Genomic DNA, 19,202 nt, shown 5'->3' on the forward strand with positions numbered 1-19,202 from the left:
CTGCGAAGGATATGCCGTGAGCGCTAACGGATTTTTCGACCAAGGAGAGCTGGTTGCGGTGCTTACAACGCAGCCGCTTGACCGGACCCTGGATTACAAAGCGCCCGAAGGCGGGTGCGTTCTGGGCGCGTTTGTCGAGGTTCCTTTGGGACCACGCAAGGTTCTGGGGGTGGTTTGGGGGCCGGGGCAGGGCGGCTTTGACCTGAGCAAGGCGCGCTCGGTAATCCGGGTTCTTGACGTTGCACCGATGCGTGAAGAGATGCGGGTGTTTCTGGAAAAGGTCGCCGATTACACTCTGACACCAATGCCTGCGATGCTGCGTCTGGCGACGCGGGCACCGGGCTTGGGTGATCCGCCATCGATGCGCAAGGTCTATCGGTTGGGTGAAGGCCAACCAGACCGATTGACCGATGCGCGGACCCGGGTTCTGGGGGTATTGCGCGACTACGGCGGGCTGGCTTTTACCTTGAAAGAGCTCGCCGAGCAGGCGGGTGTAACGTCATCTGTTGTCAAAGGGTTGGTCAAACAAGGCGCCGTGCGCGAAGAGGACAGCCCGCGCGACCTGCCTTATCCTCATCTTGATCCGGACCTTCCCGGGAAAGACCTGACAGCGGATCAGGCAGCGGCGGTCGAACGGCTTCAGGCCGGGCAGCGGACCGGTGATTACGGCACCACGCTGCTGAAAGGCGTTACCGGTTCCGGTAAGACCGAGGTCTATTTGGAGGCCGTGGCTGAGGCGCTGCGCATGGGGCGGCAGGCCTTGGTCCTGCTGCCCGAGATCGCCCTGACCGCAGAATTTCTGACTCGGGTCGAGGCGCGGTTCGGTGCGCGCCCGGCGGAATGGCATTCCGGCGCAACCATGACGGAACGGCGGCGGGTCTGGCAGATGGTCGGGCAGGGCAATGCGCAACTGGTCGTTGGCGCCCGGTCGGCGCTGTTTCTGCCATTCCGCGATCTGGGGCTTGTGGTCGTCGATGAAGAACACGACACGTCCTACAAACAGGAAGACGGCGTGCACTACAGCGCACGCGACATGGCGGTTCTGCGCTCGGCGATTTGTGGCGCGCGGGTGATCCTGGCCAGTGCGACACCTTCGCTTGAAAGTTGGGCCAATGCCGAGGCGGGCAAGTACGAAAGGCTTGACCTGACCTCGCGTTTTGGGGCGGCGGTATTGCCCGAGATGAAGCCCATCGACATGCGGGCCGAGCAGATGCAGCCCGGAACGTGGGTTTCTCCGTCTTTGCGGCAAGCGGTGCAGCAGCGGATCGAAAAAGGTGAACAATCGCTGTTGTTCATCAACCGCCGTGGCTATGCGCCGGTGACCTTGTGCCGGGCCTGTGGCGAGCAGATCGCCTGTGATCAGTGCGACGCACGCATGGTCGAGCATCGGTTTCTCAAGCGATTGATGTGCCACCAATGCGGCGAAACCAAGCTGATGCCCGAAGATTGCCCCTCCTGCGGCGTGGAAGGCAAGCTGGCCCCGGTCGGGCCGGGGATCGAACGGCTGGGGGAAGAAGCCGAGGCGACCTTCCCCGAGGCGAAAATCGCAATGCTGAGTTCTGATCTTTTTGGTTCAGCCCGGGCATTGAAAGCCAAGATAGAAGAGATCGCCGCCGGGGATGCCGACATTATCATCGGTACGCAGTTGGTGGCGAAGGGGCACAACTTTCCCAAGCTCACATTGGTCGGTGTGATTGACGCTGACCTGTCTCTGCACGGCGCGGATCTGCGCGCGGCTGAGCGTACGTTTCAATTGATGCGCCAAGTGGCTGGGCGCGCGGGACGGGCGGACAAGCCAGGGCAGGCGCTTTTGCAGACATTTCAACCGGAACACCCGGTGATCCGGGCCATCCTGTCGGGTGATGAGGAAGGGTTCTGGAAAGCCGAGGCAGCGGGTCGGCAGGCGGCAGGCGTGCCGCCCTATGGTCGCATGGCCGGGATCGTGTTGTCGGGCCCCGAGGTCGGGCCGGTCTTCGATATCGGCAATGCAATGGCCCGCAACGATTCGCCCCTGCGCGCGATCGGTGCTCAGGTCTTTGGCCCGGCGCCGGCACCTATTGCACGTATACGCGGTCGCCACAGAGTGCGCTTGTTGGTGAAAGCCCCGAAAGGGGCGCCGATTCAGGATGCCATTGCCCGCTGGATCGCCCCGTTGCGCCTGAAGGGCGATATCCGCCTGACCGTCGATATCGACCCACAGAATTTTTACTGACCTCTGCATCTGTGCAGGGTGATTGTGCGCAGACCGCTTCCCTCTCGCCAAAGCAGCGAAATGGGCGTAGAGGGGTCTCATGCTGAAACCCATGCCCCTTACAGAGGCGCAGAGCCTGCCGTTCTGGCGCCGCCCCATCACGCTGTTGTTCATGATGGCGCTGACCATGCCCATTGCGTTCAACGCATGGAGCGCGTTGCTGAACAACTTTGTTATTGAGGTGGCGAACTTTGATGGCGCGGATATCGGTCTGCTGCACACGGTGCGCGAGATTCCGGGGTTTCTGGCGGTTGGGGTGATTGCCGTCATCATTTTCATTCGCGAGCAGGTGCTGGCGATGATCTCTCTGATGATGCTTGGTGTCGCAACGGCGGTGACCGCGTGGTTCCCCAGCCTGGGCGGGTTGCTGTTTGTGACCTTGTTCAGTTCGATCGGGTTCCATTACTACGAGACCGTAAACCAGTCGCTTCAATTGCAGTGGCTGCCCAAGGATCGTGCTCCGCAGGTGCTGGGATGGCTGGTTGCGATGGGATCGGCGGCGACCATGGTGGTGTATGGGCTGATCGTACTGACCTGGGATCGCTTTGATCTGTCCTACAACTTTGTATTCATGGCGTCGGGTGGAGTTACGGCTGCGTTGGCACTGTTCTGTCTGTTCGCCTATCCGCAATTCGATGCGCCCACGCCGCAGACCAAGAAGCTGATCCTGCGTCGCCGGTATTGGCTGTATTATGCATTGCAGTTCATGGCAGGCGCGCGGCGGCAGATATTTGTCGTTTTTGCCGGGTTCATGATGGTCGAGAAATTCGGCTTTGAAGTGCATGAGCTCACCAGCCTTTATCTGATCAATCTGATGATCAACATGTTGGCCGCCCCATTGCTGGGAAAGGCGGTGGCAAAGTTCGGTGAGCGGCGCACGCTGATATTTGAATATACCGGCCTGGCCATCGTGTTCGCAGCCTATGGCGGCATCTATTGGTTCGGTTGGGGCGTTCTGCTTGCGGCAATCCTTTATGTGATCGACCACGTGCTGTTTGCGCTGGCTTTGGCATTGAAAACCTATTTCCAGAAAATCGCTGACCCTGCTGACATCGCGCCGACCGCTGCGGTGGCCTTTACGATCAATCATATTGCGGCGGTGTTTTTGCCCGCTTTGCTTGGCCTGCTTTGGGTCGTGTCGCCGGGCGCTGTGTTTGGCCTGGCCGCGGCGATGGCGATCGGTTCGCTGCTGTTGTCCCTGTTGATCCCGCGTCACCCCGAGCCTGGCAACGAGACTATCCTGACCAAATACGCTCCGGCCCCTGCGGAATAGGTCTCGGCGCTTGACCTTGACGGCGCGGCGTCCTAGGCGCGGTGTCAATCGAGACAGGAGGCCCCAATGCCCACATTCACCGCACTGACGACGCTGACAGGTAAGAAGGCCGCCGAAGGTCTGGGCGAGGCGATGGAACGTCTGGAGCCAGAGCCAACCGGCGTTGGTGTGTTCGAAGTCGAAGACGGATCCGGCCTGTGGGAGGTCGGCGGATATTTCACCGAAGCCCCTGACGAGACCGCGCTGGCGGTTCTGGCCGCGGCGTTCGACGCCAAACCGTTTGTTGTTTCAGAGCTGCCGGAAACCGACTGGGTTGCGCATGTGCGACGCGAGCTTGCACCCGTCGAGGCGGGGCGTTTCTTTGTCTATGGAAGCCATGATGCCGACAAGCTGCCCGAAGGTCGCATTCCATTGCTGATCGAGGCCGCAATGGCCTTTGGCACCGGCCACCATGGTACGACGTTGGGTTGCCTCAAGGCCTTTGACAGATTGCTGGATGAAGGGTTCACCGCGACGAAAGTGGCAGATATCGGCTGCGGCACCGCCGTTCTGGCCATGGCCGCAGCCCGGGTTTGGGACGGCGACATCATTGCCAGTGACATTGATGAAGTGGCCGTTGACGTGGCCGAAGCCAATCTCAAGGCGAACGGGATGTCCGGTGCCGTACGGTGCGTGGAAGCCGCGGGATTCGACCACCCCGATCTCAGGGCGCACGCACCCTACGACCTGATCTTTGCCAATATTCTGAAAGGTCCTCTGGTCGCCCTCTCGCCGGAAATCGCGGCGAATCTGCGTCCCGGAGGGTATGCAATCCTGTCGGGGATCCTCAACGAACAGGCCGATGACGTGGTGTCGGTTTATTCTCAAAATGAATTCAATCTCGCTCATAGAGATGAGATTGGTGAGTGGACGACCCTAATCTTAATGAAACAGGGCTCAAACTAGGCCATTTGCAGGAGTTTTGTGGAATTTTGCCACGTTTTTGTCGTATTCTCTATTTACCGTTTTCTGACTGAAGTCGAGGGGGGCGGTTTTTGGAGGCTGCCATGACGGGTAAACAACTGGAGTTCACTCAGCGCGTTAATCGCCTGAACAAAAAACATCAAAAGATGAGCCGTGGCTATCGCGCGACGATGCGCAAGGATGGCCTGGTCGTCATGAAGCCGCAGCGGGTAAGCTCGGCAGTACCGGCCAGGGTGCTGTTGCTTACGCTTCTGAGTGTTGTGGCGTTCAAGGCGTTTCTTTTGTCCAGCCTTGGCCCGACCGGATACCAATATCGGATCGACAGTTTGAATGAGGGCACATCGGTCGAAAAAGCAGGTGCCTGGGTGATGCAGATCGACCCGGTGTCGCAGGCGATTGCCGTGCAACTCAACAAGGTTTTATACTGAATCTCAATTTGACTCAGTTTCCAAAAAAAACACCGCGCGCCCGGGGCGCGCGGTGTTTTTGTTTGCCCCTCAAGGGAGGAGGAAGGGGCGAATGCGAGTGGTGGTCGGTATTACCGGAGACCTTGGGCGATGGCGTCAATGTCGCCGCGGCACAGGCCGATATCTTCCAGTTCACGATCGCTCAGACCGGTCAGCGCGTTGCGGGTAACGCGGGCGTCATTCCATTCGACAGCTGCGTTCACGGCCGATACGAAAAATGCGCCGATACGGCCAACGAGGCCGAACGAGCCAGTGGAGGCGAAGCGGGTGGTGTCCAGTGCAGCCATATCCTGTTTCCTTCTGGTTGGTGTTCACTTTGCAGTCTTGCGATCTGCCCGGCATCTAGTGCCGCCAAATCGCCCGCACAAGTTCAGTTTTTGCATGTGTCCTATGCGTTTCCTGCAATGCTGCAAAAGGCTGTAATCCCCTTAAATAATTGGTGAAAACGCGTTCACAAAAGTGTCGAATTCAGACTTTTTGAAGTCGCAAATGGCACGTTGAGTCGCCCTTGGGACAGGGGTGTCGTTTTCAGGCCTTGGGTCAATTCGCTTGGAAAATGTTCACGCTTCGTGCTAGGCGTTGAAAAAAGATCACAGAACCCGAGCAGGCCGAGGCAAAACATGCGAATTCTGGGCATTGATCCGGGGCTTAGGACCCTGGGGTGGGGCGTCATCGAATCAAATGGCAGCCGCCTGAGCCACGTGGCCAACGGTTTGTGCAAGTCGGATGGGGATGATCTGGGTGAGCGGCTGTTGTCTCTCCACAACCAGATTGTCGAAGTCATCGCCGATCACCAACCGGACCAGGCAGCCATTGAACAGACCTTTGTGAACAAGGATGGTGCCGGTACGCTCAAACTGGGTCAGGCGCGTGGGGTTGCGTTGCTGACACTGGCTCAGGCTGGTTTGCCGGTTGGGGAATACGCCCCGAACCGGGTCAAGAAAACGGTCGTGGGTGTGGGGCACGCGGAAAAAGAACAGGTGCTGCACATGGTCAAACTGCAATTGCCCGGATGTCAGCCCAAAGGGGCGGATGCAGCCGATGCTCTGGCGATTGCGATTTGCCATGCCTATTACGGCAAGACCCAACAGGTGCGTGTGAAAGAGGTGCGGGCATGATCGGAAAACTCACCGGAAGGCTGGACTATCGCGCCGCAGATCACGTGCTGATCGATGTCCGGGGGGTGGGATACATCGTCTATTGCTCTGACCGGACCATGGCGGCACTGCCGGGCGTGGGCGAGGCGGTTTCGATCTATACGGACATGGTCGTGCGCGAAGACCTGATGCAGCTTTATGGCTTTCTTTCGCTGGTCGAGAAGGAATGGCATCGCCTTTTGTGCTCGGTTCAGGGGGTCGGAGCGAAAGTCTCTCTGGCGATCCTCAGCGCGCTGGGGCCGGACGGTGTCAGCCGCGCAATCGCACTGGGAGATTGGGCGGCGGTCAAGGCGGCGAAAGGTGTGGGGCCGAAAACAGCGCAGCGGATCGTTCTGGACCTCAAGGACAAGGCGCCGGGCGTGATGGCCATGGGTGGCACGGTGATTGATGCGATGGATGGCCCTTCGATCGAAGTTGTAGAGCTTGTCGAGGCAGCGCCTGCTCCGAAGCGGACGCCAATACCAGCCTCTGGGGCCGCTGCGGCATCAGCGGGTGCGCTGTCTGCCTTGTCCAATCTGGGTTATGGGCCGTCGGATGCAGCAGCCGCGGTTGCCGAGGCCGCCGCCAACAACCCGGATGCAGACGAAGCGGGTTTGATCCGTGCCGCCCTGCAATTGCTGGCTCCGAAAGGCTGAATGAATGGTAGACGCTGATCCCACTGTGCGCCCGGACCCATTGCCCGAGGACAACGACCGCGCATTGCGCCCGCAGGGCTTGGATGAGTTCATCGGTCAGGCCGAGGCGCGCGCCAATCTGCGCATCTTCATCCAATCCGCCCGCCAGCGGGGCGAGGCGATGGATCACACGTTGTTCCATGGCCCTCCGGGGTTGGGCAAGACGACGCTGGCGCAGATCATGGCGCGTGAACTGGGGGTGAATTTTCGCATGACGTCCGGGCCGGTTCTAGCGAAAGCGGGCGATCTGGCTGCGATCCTGACCAATCTCGAAGCGCGTGATGTCCTGTTCATCGACGAAATCCACCGCCTGAACCCGGCGGTGGAAGAGGTGCTTTACCCCGCGATGGAGGATTTCGAGCTTGATCTGGTGATCGGCGAGGGGCCCGCTGCGCGAACGGTTCGGATCGAGTTGCAACCCTTCACGCTTGTCGGGGCCACGACGCGCATGGGTTTGCTGACCACACCTTTGCGCGACCGGTTTGGTATTCCGACCCGGTTGCAGTTCTACACCGTGGATGAACTGCATGAGATCGTCACCCGAAACGCGCGGAAACTCGGCGCTCCGGCAGATGATGAGGGCGCACGCGAGATTGCGCGCAGGTCGCGCGGTACACCGCGCATCGCCGGACGTCTGCTGCGCCGGGTGGTGGACTTCGCCATTGTCGAAGGAGATGGGCGGATCACCCGCGAACTGGCTGACGGAGCCTTGACGCGGCTGGGTGTGGACCATTTGGGGCTGGATGGTGCGGACCGCCGATATCTGAAACTGATCGCCGAAAATTACGGTGGTGGTCCTGTCGGGATCGAAACGATGTCAGCCGCGCTGTCTGAAAGCCGGGACTCGCTGGAAGAAGTGATCGAGCCCTTTCTGTTGCAACAGGGGTTGATCCAGCGGACACCGCGTGGGCGGATGTTGGCGCAAAAGGCCTGGACGCATCTGGGCATGGCTGCACCCAAGCGGCAGAGCGATCTGTTCGGTTGAAGCTTGCGCTTGGAAAATTTATGCCTTCGGCGAGAGTATTTTCGAAAAGATGAAGGCTTGACCGTGACACCGGAAGAGATTGAGGCGCTGTTCACGCGCGAAAGCGGTGAGTTTCTGTTTGCCCGTTGGGGACGACCCATCGTGCCGATTGTGTTTGGCGTTGAAGATGAAACGCTGTCCACTGTGAAGGGCGCCTTCGAGGCGGTTGTCACCTTGGCCGGTCACAAAATGGCCGAAACCGACCCCGAACTTGGTGCCAACTGCATGGTCTTCTTCTTCCGGGATTGGAAAGAGCTGCTGGACGTGCCGGATCTTGATCGTCTGATCCCGGATCTGGCACCGTTGGTCGGGCGCTTGGTTAGAGCGGATGCAAACCAGTACCGCATCTTCAGGTTCGAAGAAGACGGTGCGATCCGCGCGGCTTTTGTTTTTCTGCGCATGGACAAGCAGTTGTCCAAGATACCGGCGGAAACGCTGGCGCTGAGCCAGGTGGTGCAGACCATCCTGCTTTGGTCCGATACTGCGTTTCGGACGCAATCTCCGCTGGCCGTGGCGGGCGAAACGACGATCCTGCGCCCCGATATTGCTGCGTTGATTCGGGCTGCTTACGATCCGGTTTTGCCCGGTTCGGCGCAGGATGCGTCTCATGCGCTCAGGTTGTTTGCCCGGTTGGAGCCACCGCAATGAAACATTCCTACCCGGTTCGTGTATATTATGAAGACACCGACATGGGCGGCGTCGTCTATCACGCGAACTATCTGCGGTATATCGAACGTGCGCGTTCGGATTGGGTGCGCAATCTGGGCAATGACCAGAACGCGATGCGGGAAGAAGGCATTGTTTGGGTCGTGCGGCGGGTCGAGGCCGATTACCTTTCGCCAGCCAGGTTCGATGACGAACTGATCGTCGAAACCGAAGTCACGGAAATCTCGGGTGTGCGGCTGACCATGGCGCAGCTGGTCCGGCGTGGCGAGACCGAGATTTTTCGCGCCTCGGTCACTGCCGTGTGTATCAACAAGGATGGCAGGCCGATCCGGCTTCCGGCAGAGATTCGCGCATTGATGTAACAATTTGAGGGTCAGGGGTGGTTCTATTGGCATTTCAACCCCAACTGCGTTAGCGTTTGGCAAAACAAGGCCAAACAAACGGCCGTCAGGCAAAAACAAAGAGCAGGTTCATGGAAGCTGAAACGCTGGCGCTGGCGCAGGAGATCGATTTCTCCATGTGGGGGCTGTATGCCCGCGCGACCTTTATCGTCAAATTGGTGATGTTGATGCTGATCGGTGCATCCATCTGGTCCTGGGGCATCATCATCCAGAAGCTGATAAATTACCGCGCGGCCCGTCGCGAGGCGCAGGCATTTGACGAGAGCTTCTGGTCCGGCAACCCTTTGGACGAGCTGTTCGAGCAGATCGGAACCCAGCCGGATGGCAGTTCTGAAAAGATTTTTGCGGCCGGAATGATCGAATGGCGCAGGTCGCACCGAAATGATGGCGGATTGATTGCCGGAGCGACCGCGCGGATAGACCGGTCCATGGATGTGGCCATAGCGAAAGAGGCAGAGACCTTGCAGAAAGGTCTGCCCATTCTGGCCACGGTTGGATCGACCGCGCCGTTCATCGGCCTGTTTGGTACCGTCTGGGGCATCATGAATGCGTTTATCGAGATCGCCGAACAGCAGAATACCAATCTGGCGGTCGTGGCCCCGGGTATTGCCGAGGCACTATTGGCAACGGGGCTCGGCCTTCTGGCCGCGATCCCGGCGGTTATTTTCTACAACAAGCTCAGTGCTGACTGTGACCGCATCGTGGGCGGCTACGAAGCCTTTGCTGACGAGTTCGCGACCATCCTGTCGCGCCAGTTGGATAGCTGACAATGGGCGCGGCGGTTCAGCAATCCTCGGGTGGAAACGGGCGCAGACGCGGTCGGCGTCGCGGTCGTGCGCAACCCATGGCCGAGATCAACGTGACACCGTTTGTGGATGTCATGCTGGTTTTGCTGATTATCTTCATGGTGGCCGCGCCATTGCTGACCGTCGGTGTTCCGGTAGATCTGCCCAAGACCGCCGCCAGTGCTTTGCCCGGTGACAATGAAGAACCTTTGACCGTAACCCTGACGGCAGATGGACGTGTGCAGATCCAGACAACTGATGTGTTGCGCGAGGAACTGATCGGCAAGCTGCGGGCCATCGCCGCAGAGCGGAGCAGTGACCGGGTTTTCCTGCGCGCCGATGGCGCGATTCCTTACGCGCAGGTCATGCAGGTCATGGGCGCGCTGAACGCGGGCGGGTTTTCCAACGTTGGGCTTGTGACCGATACGGGCGGGCCGACGCTGGACGAAGGTGGAGAGTGAGGGCGCACGGTGGATACCGGCACCAAGATTTCGGCGATTGCGCATGTCAGCCTGATCGGAGCGGCGCTTTTCGGCGGTACCTTCCGGTCCGAGCCTTTGCCGATGGCCGTACAGGATGTGTCCGTGATAACCGCTGAACAATTCGCGGCCATGACGGCCCAGCGGGATGCGCCTGATATCCCGGAGGTGCCGACGGCATTGCAACAACCGCCCGAACCACAGGCTGATAGCACGCCGCCAGAACCTGTGGTCGAGGAACAGCCGCGCCCTGAACCCGTCGTGCCTGCCGAACCCGAACCCGAGCCTGCCCCCGTTATCGTCGAAGCACCGCCGGAACCGGACGTGCCGGATGAGCTGCCGGTACTGACAGAGCCCGAGGTCGAACCTGTCGCACAGCCTGTGCCTCCGGGACCCGAGGCGCAGCCGCGCCCATCCGATCGTGTTGCCCCCGAGGCCATAGCGCCACCACCGCCCGAGGCAAAACCGGATGATTTCGAAACGCCGCCGGTGTCTTTGGACGAAGGAGCCGAGGTTCAGCAGGAACAACAGGATCAGACCGCGCCGGAAGAAGCGGCGCCCGAGATCGTGACCGAGGCAGAGGAAACCAAAGAGCAGTCTCCGCTTACGTCACCGCGACCGCGGGTGCGTCCGAACCGCCCAAGCCCACCGCCCGAAGCCGTTGTGGCAGAGACGCCCGAGGCGGCGCCTGAACCTGACGCGCAAGCCGACGAGGCCGCGATCAATGACGCTTTGGCCGAAGCCTTGGGCAGTGGAACCCAGCCATCCGGCCCACCGCTGACCAGCGGCGAGAAGGACGCGATGCGATTGGCCGTGTCCAAGTGCTGGAATGTGGGCTCTTTGTCTACGGATGCACTGAGTACTGTGGTCGTTGTGGCTTTTTCGCTAAACCGTGATGGTACGGTTGTGGATGGCAGCATTCGGATGCTGGACAGTTCTGGTGGGTCTGCTGGTGCGGCCAATCAGGCTTATCAGGCCGCCCGGCGCGCGATTTTGCGCTGCGGGGCCAGAGGATATGATTTGCCTGCTGACAAATACGCTCATTGGCAGGATGTTGAGATTACATTCAATCCCGAGAGGATGCGGATCAAATGATGAAACTTCTGACCAGCCTCTTTGTCGGCCTGACGCTGATGTCTGCGCCGGTTCTTGCACAGAACGGTCCCCTGCGACTGGAGTTGGACCAGGGCATTATCGAACCATTGCCCTTTGCGGTGCCGAACTTTGTTCCCGATGGTCCGTCAGCGGCGCAATATGCACAGGACATCTCGCGCGTGGTGGCGGCTGATCTGACAGGAACCGGGTTGTTCCGCGAGATCTCTTCGGATGCCTTCATCAGTCGGGTCAGCAGCTTCGAAGCACCAGTTCAGTTTGCCGATTGGAAAGCGATCAATGCCGACGCGCTGATTACGGGGGCGGTCAATGTTTCGGGCAAGAACCTCACGGTTCGGTTCCGGGTCTGGGATGTGTTTTCGGGTCAGGAGCTGGGCAATGGGTTGCAATTGGCAGGCACCACCGAGGGCTGGCGGCGCATGGCCCACAAAGTGGCAGATCAGGTGTACAGCCGGATTACAGGCGAGGGCGGTTATTTTGACAGCCGCGTGGCCTTTGTTTCGGAAAGTGGACCGAAAAACCAACGCCTGAAACGTCTGGCGATCATGGATTATGATGGGGCGAACGTGCAGTACATGACCGACAGTGCCGCAATCGTTCTGGCGCCGCGCTTTTCGCCTACTGGCGATCGGTTGCTGTACACCAGCTATGAAAGCGGCAGCCCGCGCATCTATGTTCTGGATGTGGGCCGCGTCAAACGACAGGAACTGAAGACGCAGGACGGAACCATGAGCTTTTCGCCCCGCTTTTCGCCGGATGGCCGGTCGATCGTGTATTCCTTGATTCAGGGCGGAAACACGGATCTGTGGAAAATGGATCTGGCGTCGGGGCAAAGCACTCGTCTGACCAACACGCCGGCGATTGAAACCGCCCCCAGCTATTCGCCGGATGGCAGCCGGATCGTGTTTGAAAGCGACCGTTCGGGCACTCCGCAGCTTTACGTGATGCCTGCGAATGGCGGCGAGGCAACGCGGATCAGCTTTGGCTCGGGTCGTTATGGCACGCCGGTATGGTCGCCGCGCGGCGATCTGATTGCCTTTACCAAGCAAAATCAGGGCCGCTTCCACATCGGGGTGATGCGCACGGACGGATCAGAGGAACGCTTGTTGACCGCCTCGTTTCTGGATGAAGGCCCAACCTGGTCGCCCAATGGCCGCGTCATCATGTTCACCCGTGAAACGCAGGGCGCCAGCGGCCGGGCCTCGCTGTATTCGGTGGATATCTCGGGCCGCAACCTGCGCCCGGTGCGTACACCGGATGGCGGCAGTGATCCGTCATGGGGCCCACTACAGAATTGATCGCAGCAAAGTTCACAACGAATCGTCCCTGTGGTAGACAGGCGGCAACAATCAAAACACGAGGCACTTGAAATGAATGTATTGAGCAAAGTCCTGGCGTTGGGCGCGCTGAGTGTGATCGCCGCCTGTACGAACAATGACCCATCCGCCTTGGGCGGCAGCGGTGCTGGTGGCACAGGCGCAATCGTACCGGGCTCGCCCAGTGACCCGCGTTCGCCTGCGTATTTCCAGCAGACCGTCGGGGATCGTGTTCTGTTCGCCGTGGACCAGTCCACCCTGACACCACAGGCGCAGACCGTGTTGCAAGGGCAAGCGGACTGGCTTCTGGCCAATCCGGATTTTGTTGCCACGATCGAAGGTCACGCGGACGAGCAGGGTACGCGCGAGTATAACCTTGCGCTGGGTGCGCGTCGCGCAAATGCCGCTCGTGAGTATCTGATTTCGCGCGGTGTTGCTGGCAACCGTCTCAAAACCGTCAGCTACGGCAAGGAGCGCCCAATTGAGATTTGCAGCGTTGAGGAATGCTATTCCAAGAACCGCCGCGCAGTGACTGTGCTGACCGGATCAACACTGGGGTAAGACAATGCGTATGGCAGGATGGGTATTGGCGGCGGTCATGGCGACAGCCGGTGTTGCACAGGCACAGGATCAGCAAACCCTGGCCGACATACGTCAGGAGCTGACGGTGCTGCATGTGGAAATTCAGCGTCTGAAGCGCGAGTTTTCCACCACAGGATCGCCCGCGCCAAACTTGTCCGGCAGTTCGGTTCTCGATCGGGTTGACGCCATTGAAGCGGAACTGCAACGCCTGACCCGTCAGACCGAGCAGCTTAACCAGCGTGTACAAAACATCGTCTCAGACGGCACCAATCGCATCGGAGATCTGGAGTTCCGCCTGTGCGAGCTTGAGGCAAACTGCGAGATTTCAGGCGAACCGACCAGCACACTGGGCGGAGAGGGCACAGATGTAGGTACGGCCGTCATCGCGCCTGCCACGCCATCCCAAACCGATCAGGGTGAACTGGCCGTGGGCGAGCGGGCGGATTTCGACGCGGCATCGCAAGCACTGGCCGATGGGAATTACCAGACTGCGGCTGATTTGTTTACGCAGTTTGATGCGAACTATCCTGGCAGCCCCCTGGCGCCCGAAGCGAATCTGAAACGGGGTCATGCGCTCGAAGGCCTTGGCGACACCCGCGAAGCGGCACGGGCGTTTTTGGCAAGCTTTACCGGAGATTCCGAAGGCGCATTTGCCCCCGAGGCGCTGTTCGAGTTGGGCGCGGCGCTGGGGCGTCTGGGGCAGACCGATCAGGCCTGCATCACGCTCAATGAAGTTGGCGTGCGCTTTCCATCCGCACCGGCATTTGCGGATGCGACGCAAGAGATGTCTGCGCTGGGGTGTTCTTGAACCGTCACAGCGAAAACCTGCTTGCAGAGCTTCGCGCCCGGCTTCCCGAAAGGCCTCCGCCTAAACTGGGCGTGGCGGTCTCGGGCGGTGGGGATTCCGTGGCGTTGATGCATCTTTTGCATCAAGTCGTCCAAAACGAAGAGATCGCCCTTTTTGTGGCCACGGTCGATCACGGCTTGCGCCCCGACGCAGCGCAGGAGGCCGTGACAGTGTCGCGCCAGGCCGCTGCTTTGGGGCTGCCGCATGACATTTTGCATTGGGCGGGTTGGGACGGATCGGGCAATGTTCAGGACGAGGCCCGCAAGGCGCGTTACAGCCTGCTTGCCGGTTGGGCGCAACAGCGCGGAATCGACGCCATCGCGTTGGGGCACACGGCAGATGATCAGGCGGAAACGTTGCTGATGCGATTGGGTCGTTCATCAGGTGTCACGGGACTGTCCGGCATGTCGGCAAGCCGGCAATGGGAAGGGGTGACATTGCTTCGGCCAACGCTGGGGATCACACGCAAGGATCTGAGAGCCTACCTGACCGGTATCGGCGCAACATGGGTCGAAGACCCGTCGAATCAGGACCCTCGTTTCGACCGGATCAAGGCACGAGAGGCCATGTCCGGCCTCAAACCACTAGGAATTGATGCGCTTTCACTGTCGCGAGTGGCCGACAATCTGGCGCAGGCCAATGCAGCCCTGGGCGTTTTTGCGCAGGAATCCGCACGGAATGTCGCCCAGATCGAACAATGCGACGTGAAGGTGAACAGGGCCGGTTTTGCCGCATTGCCCAAGGAAATCCGACGCCGCGTGTTGCTTGGATGCCTTGCCTGGATCGCAGGGCAGGGATATCCCCCGCGTCAGGCGGCGGTCGAGCAGGCCATGAAGGCCATAACCGACGGGCGGGCAGGGTCGCTCAGCGGTTGCCTGTTGGTCCCGGAAGGGATGAGTGTTTGGATTTGCAGGGAATTCAAGGCCGTGGAGGCTCGGATTTCAGCACGTGACGAAGTTTGGGATGGCAAATGGGTCTTGACCGGTCCCGAAATTTCCGGTGCCGAGATCCGCGCTCTGGGTGAAGACGGGCTGCGACAGGTGCCTGAATGGCGCGAAACAGGCCGGCCCAGGCTGGCCTTGAGTGCGACGCCCGCGGTCTGGAAGGGGGGCGTGGTGCTGGCCGCTCCGCTTGCGGGATTCGCGAATGGATGGCGCGCGGACACGACGCCGGAATGGCCCGAGTTCCACGCATCTTTTTTATCGCATTGAACATACCACAATCCTCTCTATTTTAAGAGGTAACTTGGCAGCTCCTCACCTGCCGGAACTTTTGGGAGAATTTCCTTGGGCAACGCTCGCAATATCGCGTTTTGGGTCGTTCTGTTCCTGCTAATCCTTGCACTGTTCAATCTGTTCAGTGGACCGGGCGGAACGCTTCAGAGCAATGAAAGAACTTACTCCGATTTCGTCGGCGCCGTGCAAGGCGGTGAAGTCAAGAACGTGACGCTGGATGGTGAACAGATCCGCTATACGACCGAGAGCGGTGCAACTTACGTCACGATCAAACCCGGCGATGCCGAGGTCACCAAGCTTTTGATCGATGAGAACATCCCGGTTCAAGCGGTCAAGCAACAGCAGTCGGGCTTCCAGTCTTTCCTGATCACGCTGTTGCCGTTCCTGTTGCTGATCGGTGTCTGGGTCTATTTCATGAACCGGATGCAGGGCGGCGGCAAAGGCGGTGCGATGGGCTTTGGCAAGTCGAAGGCCAAGATGCTGACCGAAAAGCATGGCCGCGTCACATTTGACGACGTCGCGGGCATCGACGAGGCCAAGGAAGAACTGGAAGAGATCGTCGAATTCCTGCGCAATCCACAGAAGTTCAGCCGCCTTGGCGGTAAGATCCCCAAGGGCGCGCTGCTGGTCGGACCTCCGGGCACCGGTAAGACCTTGCTGGCCCGTGCCATCGCGGGTGAGGCGGGTGTGCCGTTCTTCACTATTTCAGGGTCCGACTTTGTCGAGATGTTCGTGGGTGTCGGTGCATCCCGTGTCCGGGACATGTTTGAACAGGCCAAGAAGAATGCGCCTTGTATCGTCTTTATCGACGAGATCGACGCGGTGGGTCGCCATCGTGGCGCTGGCTACGGCGGTGGTAATGACGAACGCGAACAGACCCTCAACCAGTTGCTGGTTGAGATGGACGGCTTTGAGGCCAATGAAGGCGTGATCATTCTGGCGGCCACCAACCGTAAGGATGTTCTGGATCCCGCACTGCTGCGTCCAGGCCGCTTTGACCGAAATGTGACCGTTGGCAACCCCGACATCAAAGGCCGTGAGAAGATTCTGGGCGTGCACGCGCGCAAGACTCCTTTGGGCCCCGATGTCGATCTGCGCATCATTGCTCGCGGCACGCCGGGCTTCTCGGGTGCCGATCTGGCGAACCTCGTGAACGAGGCTGCTTTGATGGCCGCCCGCGTGGGTCGCCGCTTTGTCACCATGGAAGACTTTGAGAACGCCAAGGACAAGGTGATGATGGGCGCCGAGCGCCGCTCGATGGTGCTGACCCAGGACCAGAAGGAAAAGACAGCCTATCACGAGGCCGGCCATGCCGTTGTCGGCCTGACCCTGCCGTTGTGCGATCCTGTCTACAAAGCCACGATCATTCCGCGCGGTGGTGCGCTGGGTATGGTGGTTTCGCTGCCTGAAATGGATCGCCTGAACTACCACCGTGATGAGTGTGAGCAAAAGCTGGCCATGACCATGGCCGGCAAAGCCGCCGAGGTCATCAAATACGGTGAAGACCACGTTTCGAACGGCCCGGCCGGAGATATCATGCAGGCCAGTCAGCTGGCGCGTGCCATGGTGATGCGCTGGGGCATGTCGGACAAGGTTGGCAACATCGACTATGCCGAGGCGCATGAAGGCTATCAGGGCAACACCGCAGGGTTCTCGGTGTCGGCCCATACGAAAGAGTTGATCGAAGAAGAGGTGAAGCGCCTTATCCAGCAGGGTTATGAGCGCGCGCACCAGATTCTGACCGAACAGCACGAAGCATGGGAACGCCTGGCGCAGGGCCTGCTTGAATACGAAACCCTGACGGGTGATGAGATCAAGCGCGTTATGAACGGTGAATCACCCAGCGAGGATGATGAAGGCGACAAGCCGGATGAAGGCAGCGCGCCCAGTGTCACGGCCATTCCCAAGACAAAGGCCAAGAAATCTCCGCCCGATGGCGGGATGGAGCCTGAACCCACCGCATAGTCAAAAAAGACCCGGCGCATAGTCCCCAGCCCCTGCCATAAATGTTGATAATCCGAAACCCCGTCAGTATGCTGGCGGGGTTTCGTTCAATGTTGCAGGGCTTCTATGCCAAATCCTACGACTCCTGACAGTAAAGTGTCCCCGAAGAAATCGTCGAGAGTTGTGCGGAGAAGGCTTCCCTCCACCCCCGGTGGATTTTCAATTAACTTCTGCCGAAACAGTACGTGCGAGAGATTTGGCATCTTTCCAGACCCATTGGATGGACGAGGAAGACCCGGTCTAGGGCAAGCAAGGGGGAAAATCTCAGGCGCCGGCGAAGACCGAACGTACATCTGCCCTGCATGCAACAGATCCAGCATTGTAAAGTCGAACCAAGCAGTAATGGAAGAGTACGCACGTCTGCGACAGCTAACTAGGCGAACAAATCAAGTACATTGCTCCAATCCACGTTGCGATAATTTCGGAGCCTCCATGAGCTTGATGCCAAGCCGGTATCAGAAGTTTGGAAAAACTGCCAAGGGGGATCCACGCTATCGTTGCAAAAGCTGCAAGAAAACTGTGTCTGTTGGATCACCCACCAGACGCCACAAACAGACGAGCGATACAGCCTCAATCCTACGATGTCTTGTAAACAAAGTACCGCTGAGCCGGATTTGCGAGATGCACGACGTCAGCTTAAAGCAGGTCCACGGCAAGATTGACTTCTTGTATCGCCAAGTCACTGCTTTTGCGAGAGATCGGGAGAACTACCTGCATCTCTGTTTTGAGGACCAAGATCCCTATTTCGCAACAGACATCCAAACAATTCTCGTCAATTGGCCGGTCAAAAAGCGCCGAGGCACCATCCCTTTGCTGCACATGGCGACGGTGCACAAGTACTCCCAGTTCGTAGTTGCGTCGACAGTTGACTATGACCCCGCTGTCGACCCGAGGGACTTGCAAGAGGCAATGGAGCAATGCGGAGACTTTGAAATCAACCGTTCCATGCGCAAACACGCAAGGCTCTGGTCGTATAAGGAATATTCACAATCACTGGCAAGGCAAATGCCTCCAGGCCACTCCATTAGTGACCTCGCGGTTGGTGGAGAATTGAAGCTGCCGGGCCACGGAACCAGAGTGCGTGGCGATGCCTTTCAGTACGCACATATGATGCTAGTGAAAAAGCTGATCGGACAGCAATTCAATGTTGCCAACTACTGTTTGGATGCGGAGTCAGGCCTCGCGGCAGCGATTTGCGCGTTGAATGTAGATCTTGTCAAATCAGAACGCGTAAACGTGTTTGAGATTAGATTCGTGAAGGGTCTGACAAATGACGAACGCCTGAGTTATGTGAACGAAGGGCGGCGCATGTTTCGGTACATCGAAGCAGGTTATCGTAGCTTGATCCCATTGGTGCAGGAAAAGTATCCAGAGCTAACGGATATGCAGGCCGGCATGGCAATTCTCCTGAACAATAAGTTCGAGTCAAAGACGTCGGAGGAGCGCATTCAAGCCTTTAATCGGGAAGGCGTGATGTGGCCATTTCATACGAAATCTGAACCTTTAAAGATTGTTAGGTGGGCAACCCTTGCGGACAGAATGAGATGGGTCGACTTGGGCCAAATGCTTTCGTTGGCATCACTTCACCCAGTCGATTCCTATTTCAATTTTGCTCGCAGGCGCGTCGCTGGTTTTGAGCGCGGGATTCCAACTGCTTCCAACCAACAGAGAATTTGGCACGCATACTCTTACTACAATCCTGAGATGGTTCCCAAGATGGCCGCAATCCTCAGGTTTTACTATAATTATATGCTTGCGCCTCCCGAGAACGATAATCAGACACCGGCTATGCGGCTCGGATTGACGAAAGGCAAAATCTACCCGAGAGACCTTTTGTCATACAACTAGATGTTGTGTTCGCGCAGTCTTTCCGCTTCATTTAGAGCAGTGTCGGCGATTCAGTAGTAAGTTCCGGCATAAAATCAATAATATGTGGCGGCAGCGACCAACTGAGGAGCTTCAACA

General features: G+C 58.7%; 19 protein-coding genes. 18 read left to right on the plus strand and 1 reads right to left on the minus strand.

Going from position 1 to position 19,202, the window contains the following annotated elements:
• The first annotated feature begins 16 nt into the window (after window positions 1-16).
• From ACR0I0_RS11270 to ACR0I0_RS11285, 4 genes are all read left to right on the plus strand, one after another.
• Complete coding sequence (locus ACR0I0_RS11270) at window positions 17-2,212, plus strand: primosomal protein N' (RefSeq protein WP_480491450.1); 2,196 nt, start codon at window positions 17-19, stop codon at window positions 2,210-2,212.
• 79 nt (window positions 2,213-2,291) lie between these two features.
• A complete protein-coding gene (locus ACR0I0_RS11275) occupies window positions 2,292-3,524 on the plus strand; it encodes an MFS transporter (protein WP_480491452.1) in 1,233 nt (410 codons plus the stop codon).
• 66 nt (window positions 3,525-3,590) lie between these two features.
• Window positions 3,591-4,469, plus strand: coding sequence for a 50S ribosomal protein L11 methyltransferase (locus ACR0I0_RS11280; protein WP_480491454.1), 879 nt, complete (start codon window positions 3,591-3,593; stop codon window positions 4,467-4,469).
• Window positions 4,470-4,558: 89 nt separating this feature from the next.
• The gene (locus ACR0I0_RS11285) at window positions 4,559-4,915 is read left to right on the plus strand and encodes a hypothetical protein (protein WP_245218135.1); all 357 of its coding nucleotides are present in this window, start codon (window positions 4,559-4,561) and stop codon (window positions 4,913-4,915) included.
• Window positions 4,916-5,025: 110 nt separating this feature from the next.
• Here the strand turns inward: ACR0I0_RS11285 and ACR0I0_RS11290 are convergent, their stop codons facing one another.
• The gene (locus ACR0I0_RS11290) at window positions 5,026-5,241 is read right to left on the minus strand and encodes a DUF1127 domain-containing protein (RefSeq protein WP_171636824.1); all 216 of its coding nucleotides are present in this window, start codon (window positions 5,239-5,241) and stop codon (window positions 5,026-5,028) included.
• Between the two features lie 333 nt (window positions 5,242-5,574).
• Between ACR0I0_RS11290 and ruvC the strand changes: the two genes are divergently transcribed.
• The 14 genes from ruvC (at window position 5,575) to ACR0I0_RS11360 (ending at window position 19,085) form a co-directional block, all read left to right on the plus strand.
• Entirely contained in the window at window positions 5,575-6,072 is a 498-nt protein-coding gene (gene ruvC, locus ACR0I0_RS11295; RefSeq protein WP_152457220.1) for a crossover junction endodeoxyribonuclease RuvC, read from the plus strand.
• Window positions 6,069-6,746, plus strand: coding sequence for a Holliday junction branch migration protein RuvA (ruvA, locus tag ACR0I0_RS11300; protein ID WP_480491456.1), 678 nt, complete (start codon window positions 6,069-6,071; stop codon window positions 6,744-6,746). The genes ruvC and ruvA overlap by 4 nt, the downstream gene beginning before the upstream one ends.
• A 4-nt stretch (window positions 6,747-6,750) precedes the next feature.
• The gene (gene ruvB, locus ACR0I0_RS11305; protein ID WP_171229583.1) at window positions 6,751-7,770 is read left to right on the plus strand and encodes a Holliday junction branch migration DNA helicase RuvB; all 1,020 of its coding nucleotides are present in this window, start codon (window positions 6,751-6,753) and stop codon (window positions 7,768-7,770) included.
• Window positions 7,771-7,833: 63 nt separating this feature from the next.
• Complete coding sequence (locus ACR0I0_RS11310; protein ID WP_480491606.1) at window positions 7,834-8,457, plus strand: hypothetical protein; 624 nt, start codon at window positions 7,834-7,836, stop codon at window positions 8,455-8,457.
• On the plus strand, window positions 8,454-8,837 hold the full coding sequence (gene ybgC / locus ACR0I0_RS11315) for a tol-pal system-associated acyl-CoA thioesterase (protein ID WP_171636827.1): 384 nt from the start codon (window positions 8,454-8,456) through the stop codon (window positions 8,835-8,837). Before ACR0I0_RS11310 ends, ybgC begins: the two co-directional genes overlap by 4 nt.
• A gap of 110 nt (window positions 8,838-8,947) precedes the next feature.
• On the plus strand, window positions 8,948-9,643 hold the full coding sequence (gene tolQ, locus ACR0I0_RS11320) for a protein TolQ (protein WP_152457225.1): 696 nt from the start codon (window positions 8,948-8,950) through the stop codon (window positions 9,641-9,643).
• A 2-nt stretch (window positions 9,644-9,645) separates the two neighbouring features.
• Window positions 9,646-10,122 (plus strand): protein TolR, encoded by a 477-nt coding sequence (gene tolR, locus ACR0I0_RS11325; protein WP_152457226.1) that lies wholly within the window; start codon window positions 9,646-9,648, stop codon window positions 10,120-10,122.
• Between the two features lie 9 nt (window positions 10,123-10,131).
• Window positions 10,132-11,235 carry an energy transducer TonB gene (locus ACR0I0_RS11330; RefSeq protein ID WP_480486883.1) on the plus strand — a complete coding sequence of 368 codons (1,104 nt, stop codon included), beginning with the start codon at window positions 10,132-10,134 and terminating at the stop codon, window positions 11,233-11,235.
• Entirely contained in the window at window positions 11,232-12,551 is a 1,320-nt protein-coding gene (gene tolB / locus ACR0I0_RS11335; RefSeq protein ID WP_171232590.1) for a Tol-Pal system beta propeller repeat protein TolB, read from the plus strand. Before ACR0I0_RS11330 ends, tolB begins: the two co-directional genes overlap by 4 nt.
• A 72-nt stretch (window positions 12,552-12,623) precedes the next feature.
• On the plus strand, window positions 12,624-13,130 hold the full coding sequence (pal, locus tag ACR0I0_RS11340) for a peptidoglycan-associated lipoprotein Pal (RefSeq protein ID WP_152457229.1): 507 nt from the start codon (window positions 12,624-12,626) through the stop codon (window positions 13,128-13,130).
• Window positions 13,131-13,134: 4 nt separating this feature from the next.
• Entirely contained in the window at window positions 13,135-13,959 is an 825-nt protein-coding gene (gene ybgF / locus ACR0I0_RS11345) for a tol-pal system protein YbgF (protein ID WP_480491459.1), read from the plus strand.
• On the plus strand, window positions 13,950-15,209 hold the full coding sequence (gene tilS, locus ACR0I0_RS11350; RefSeq protein ID WP_480491461.1) for a tRNA lysidine(34) synthetase TilS: 1,260 nt from the start codon (window positions 13,950-13,952) through the stop codon (window positions 15,207-15,209). The genes ybgF and tilS overlap by 10 nt, the downstream gene beginning before the upstream one ends.
• A gap of 75 nt (window positions 15,210-15,284) precedes the next feature.
• The gene (gene ftsH, locus ACR0I0_RS11355; protein ID WP_171636833.1) at window positions 15,285-17,198 is read left to right on the plus strand and encodes an ATP-dependent zinc metalloprotease FtsH; all 1,914 of its coding nucleotides are present in this window, start codon (window positions 15,285-15,287) and stop codon (window positions 17,196-17,198) included.
• Window positions 17,199-17,858: 660 nt separating this feature from the next.
• Window positions 17,859-19,085, plus strand: coding sequence for a hypothetical protein (locus ACR0I0_RS11360; protein ID WP_480491464.1), 1,227 nt, complete (start codon window positions 17,859-17,861; stop codon window positions 19,083-19,085).
• Window positions 19,086-19,202 lie beyond the last annotated feature (117 nt).

Source organism: Ruegeria sp. AG6 (assembly GCF_056541565.1).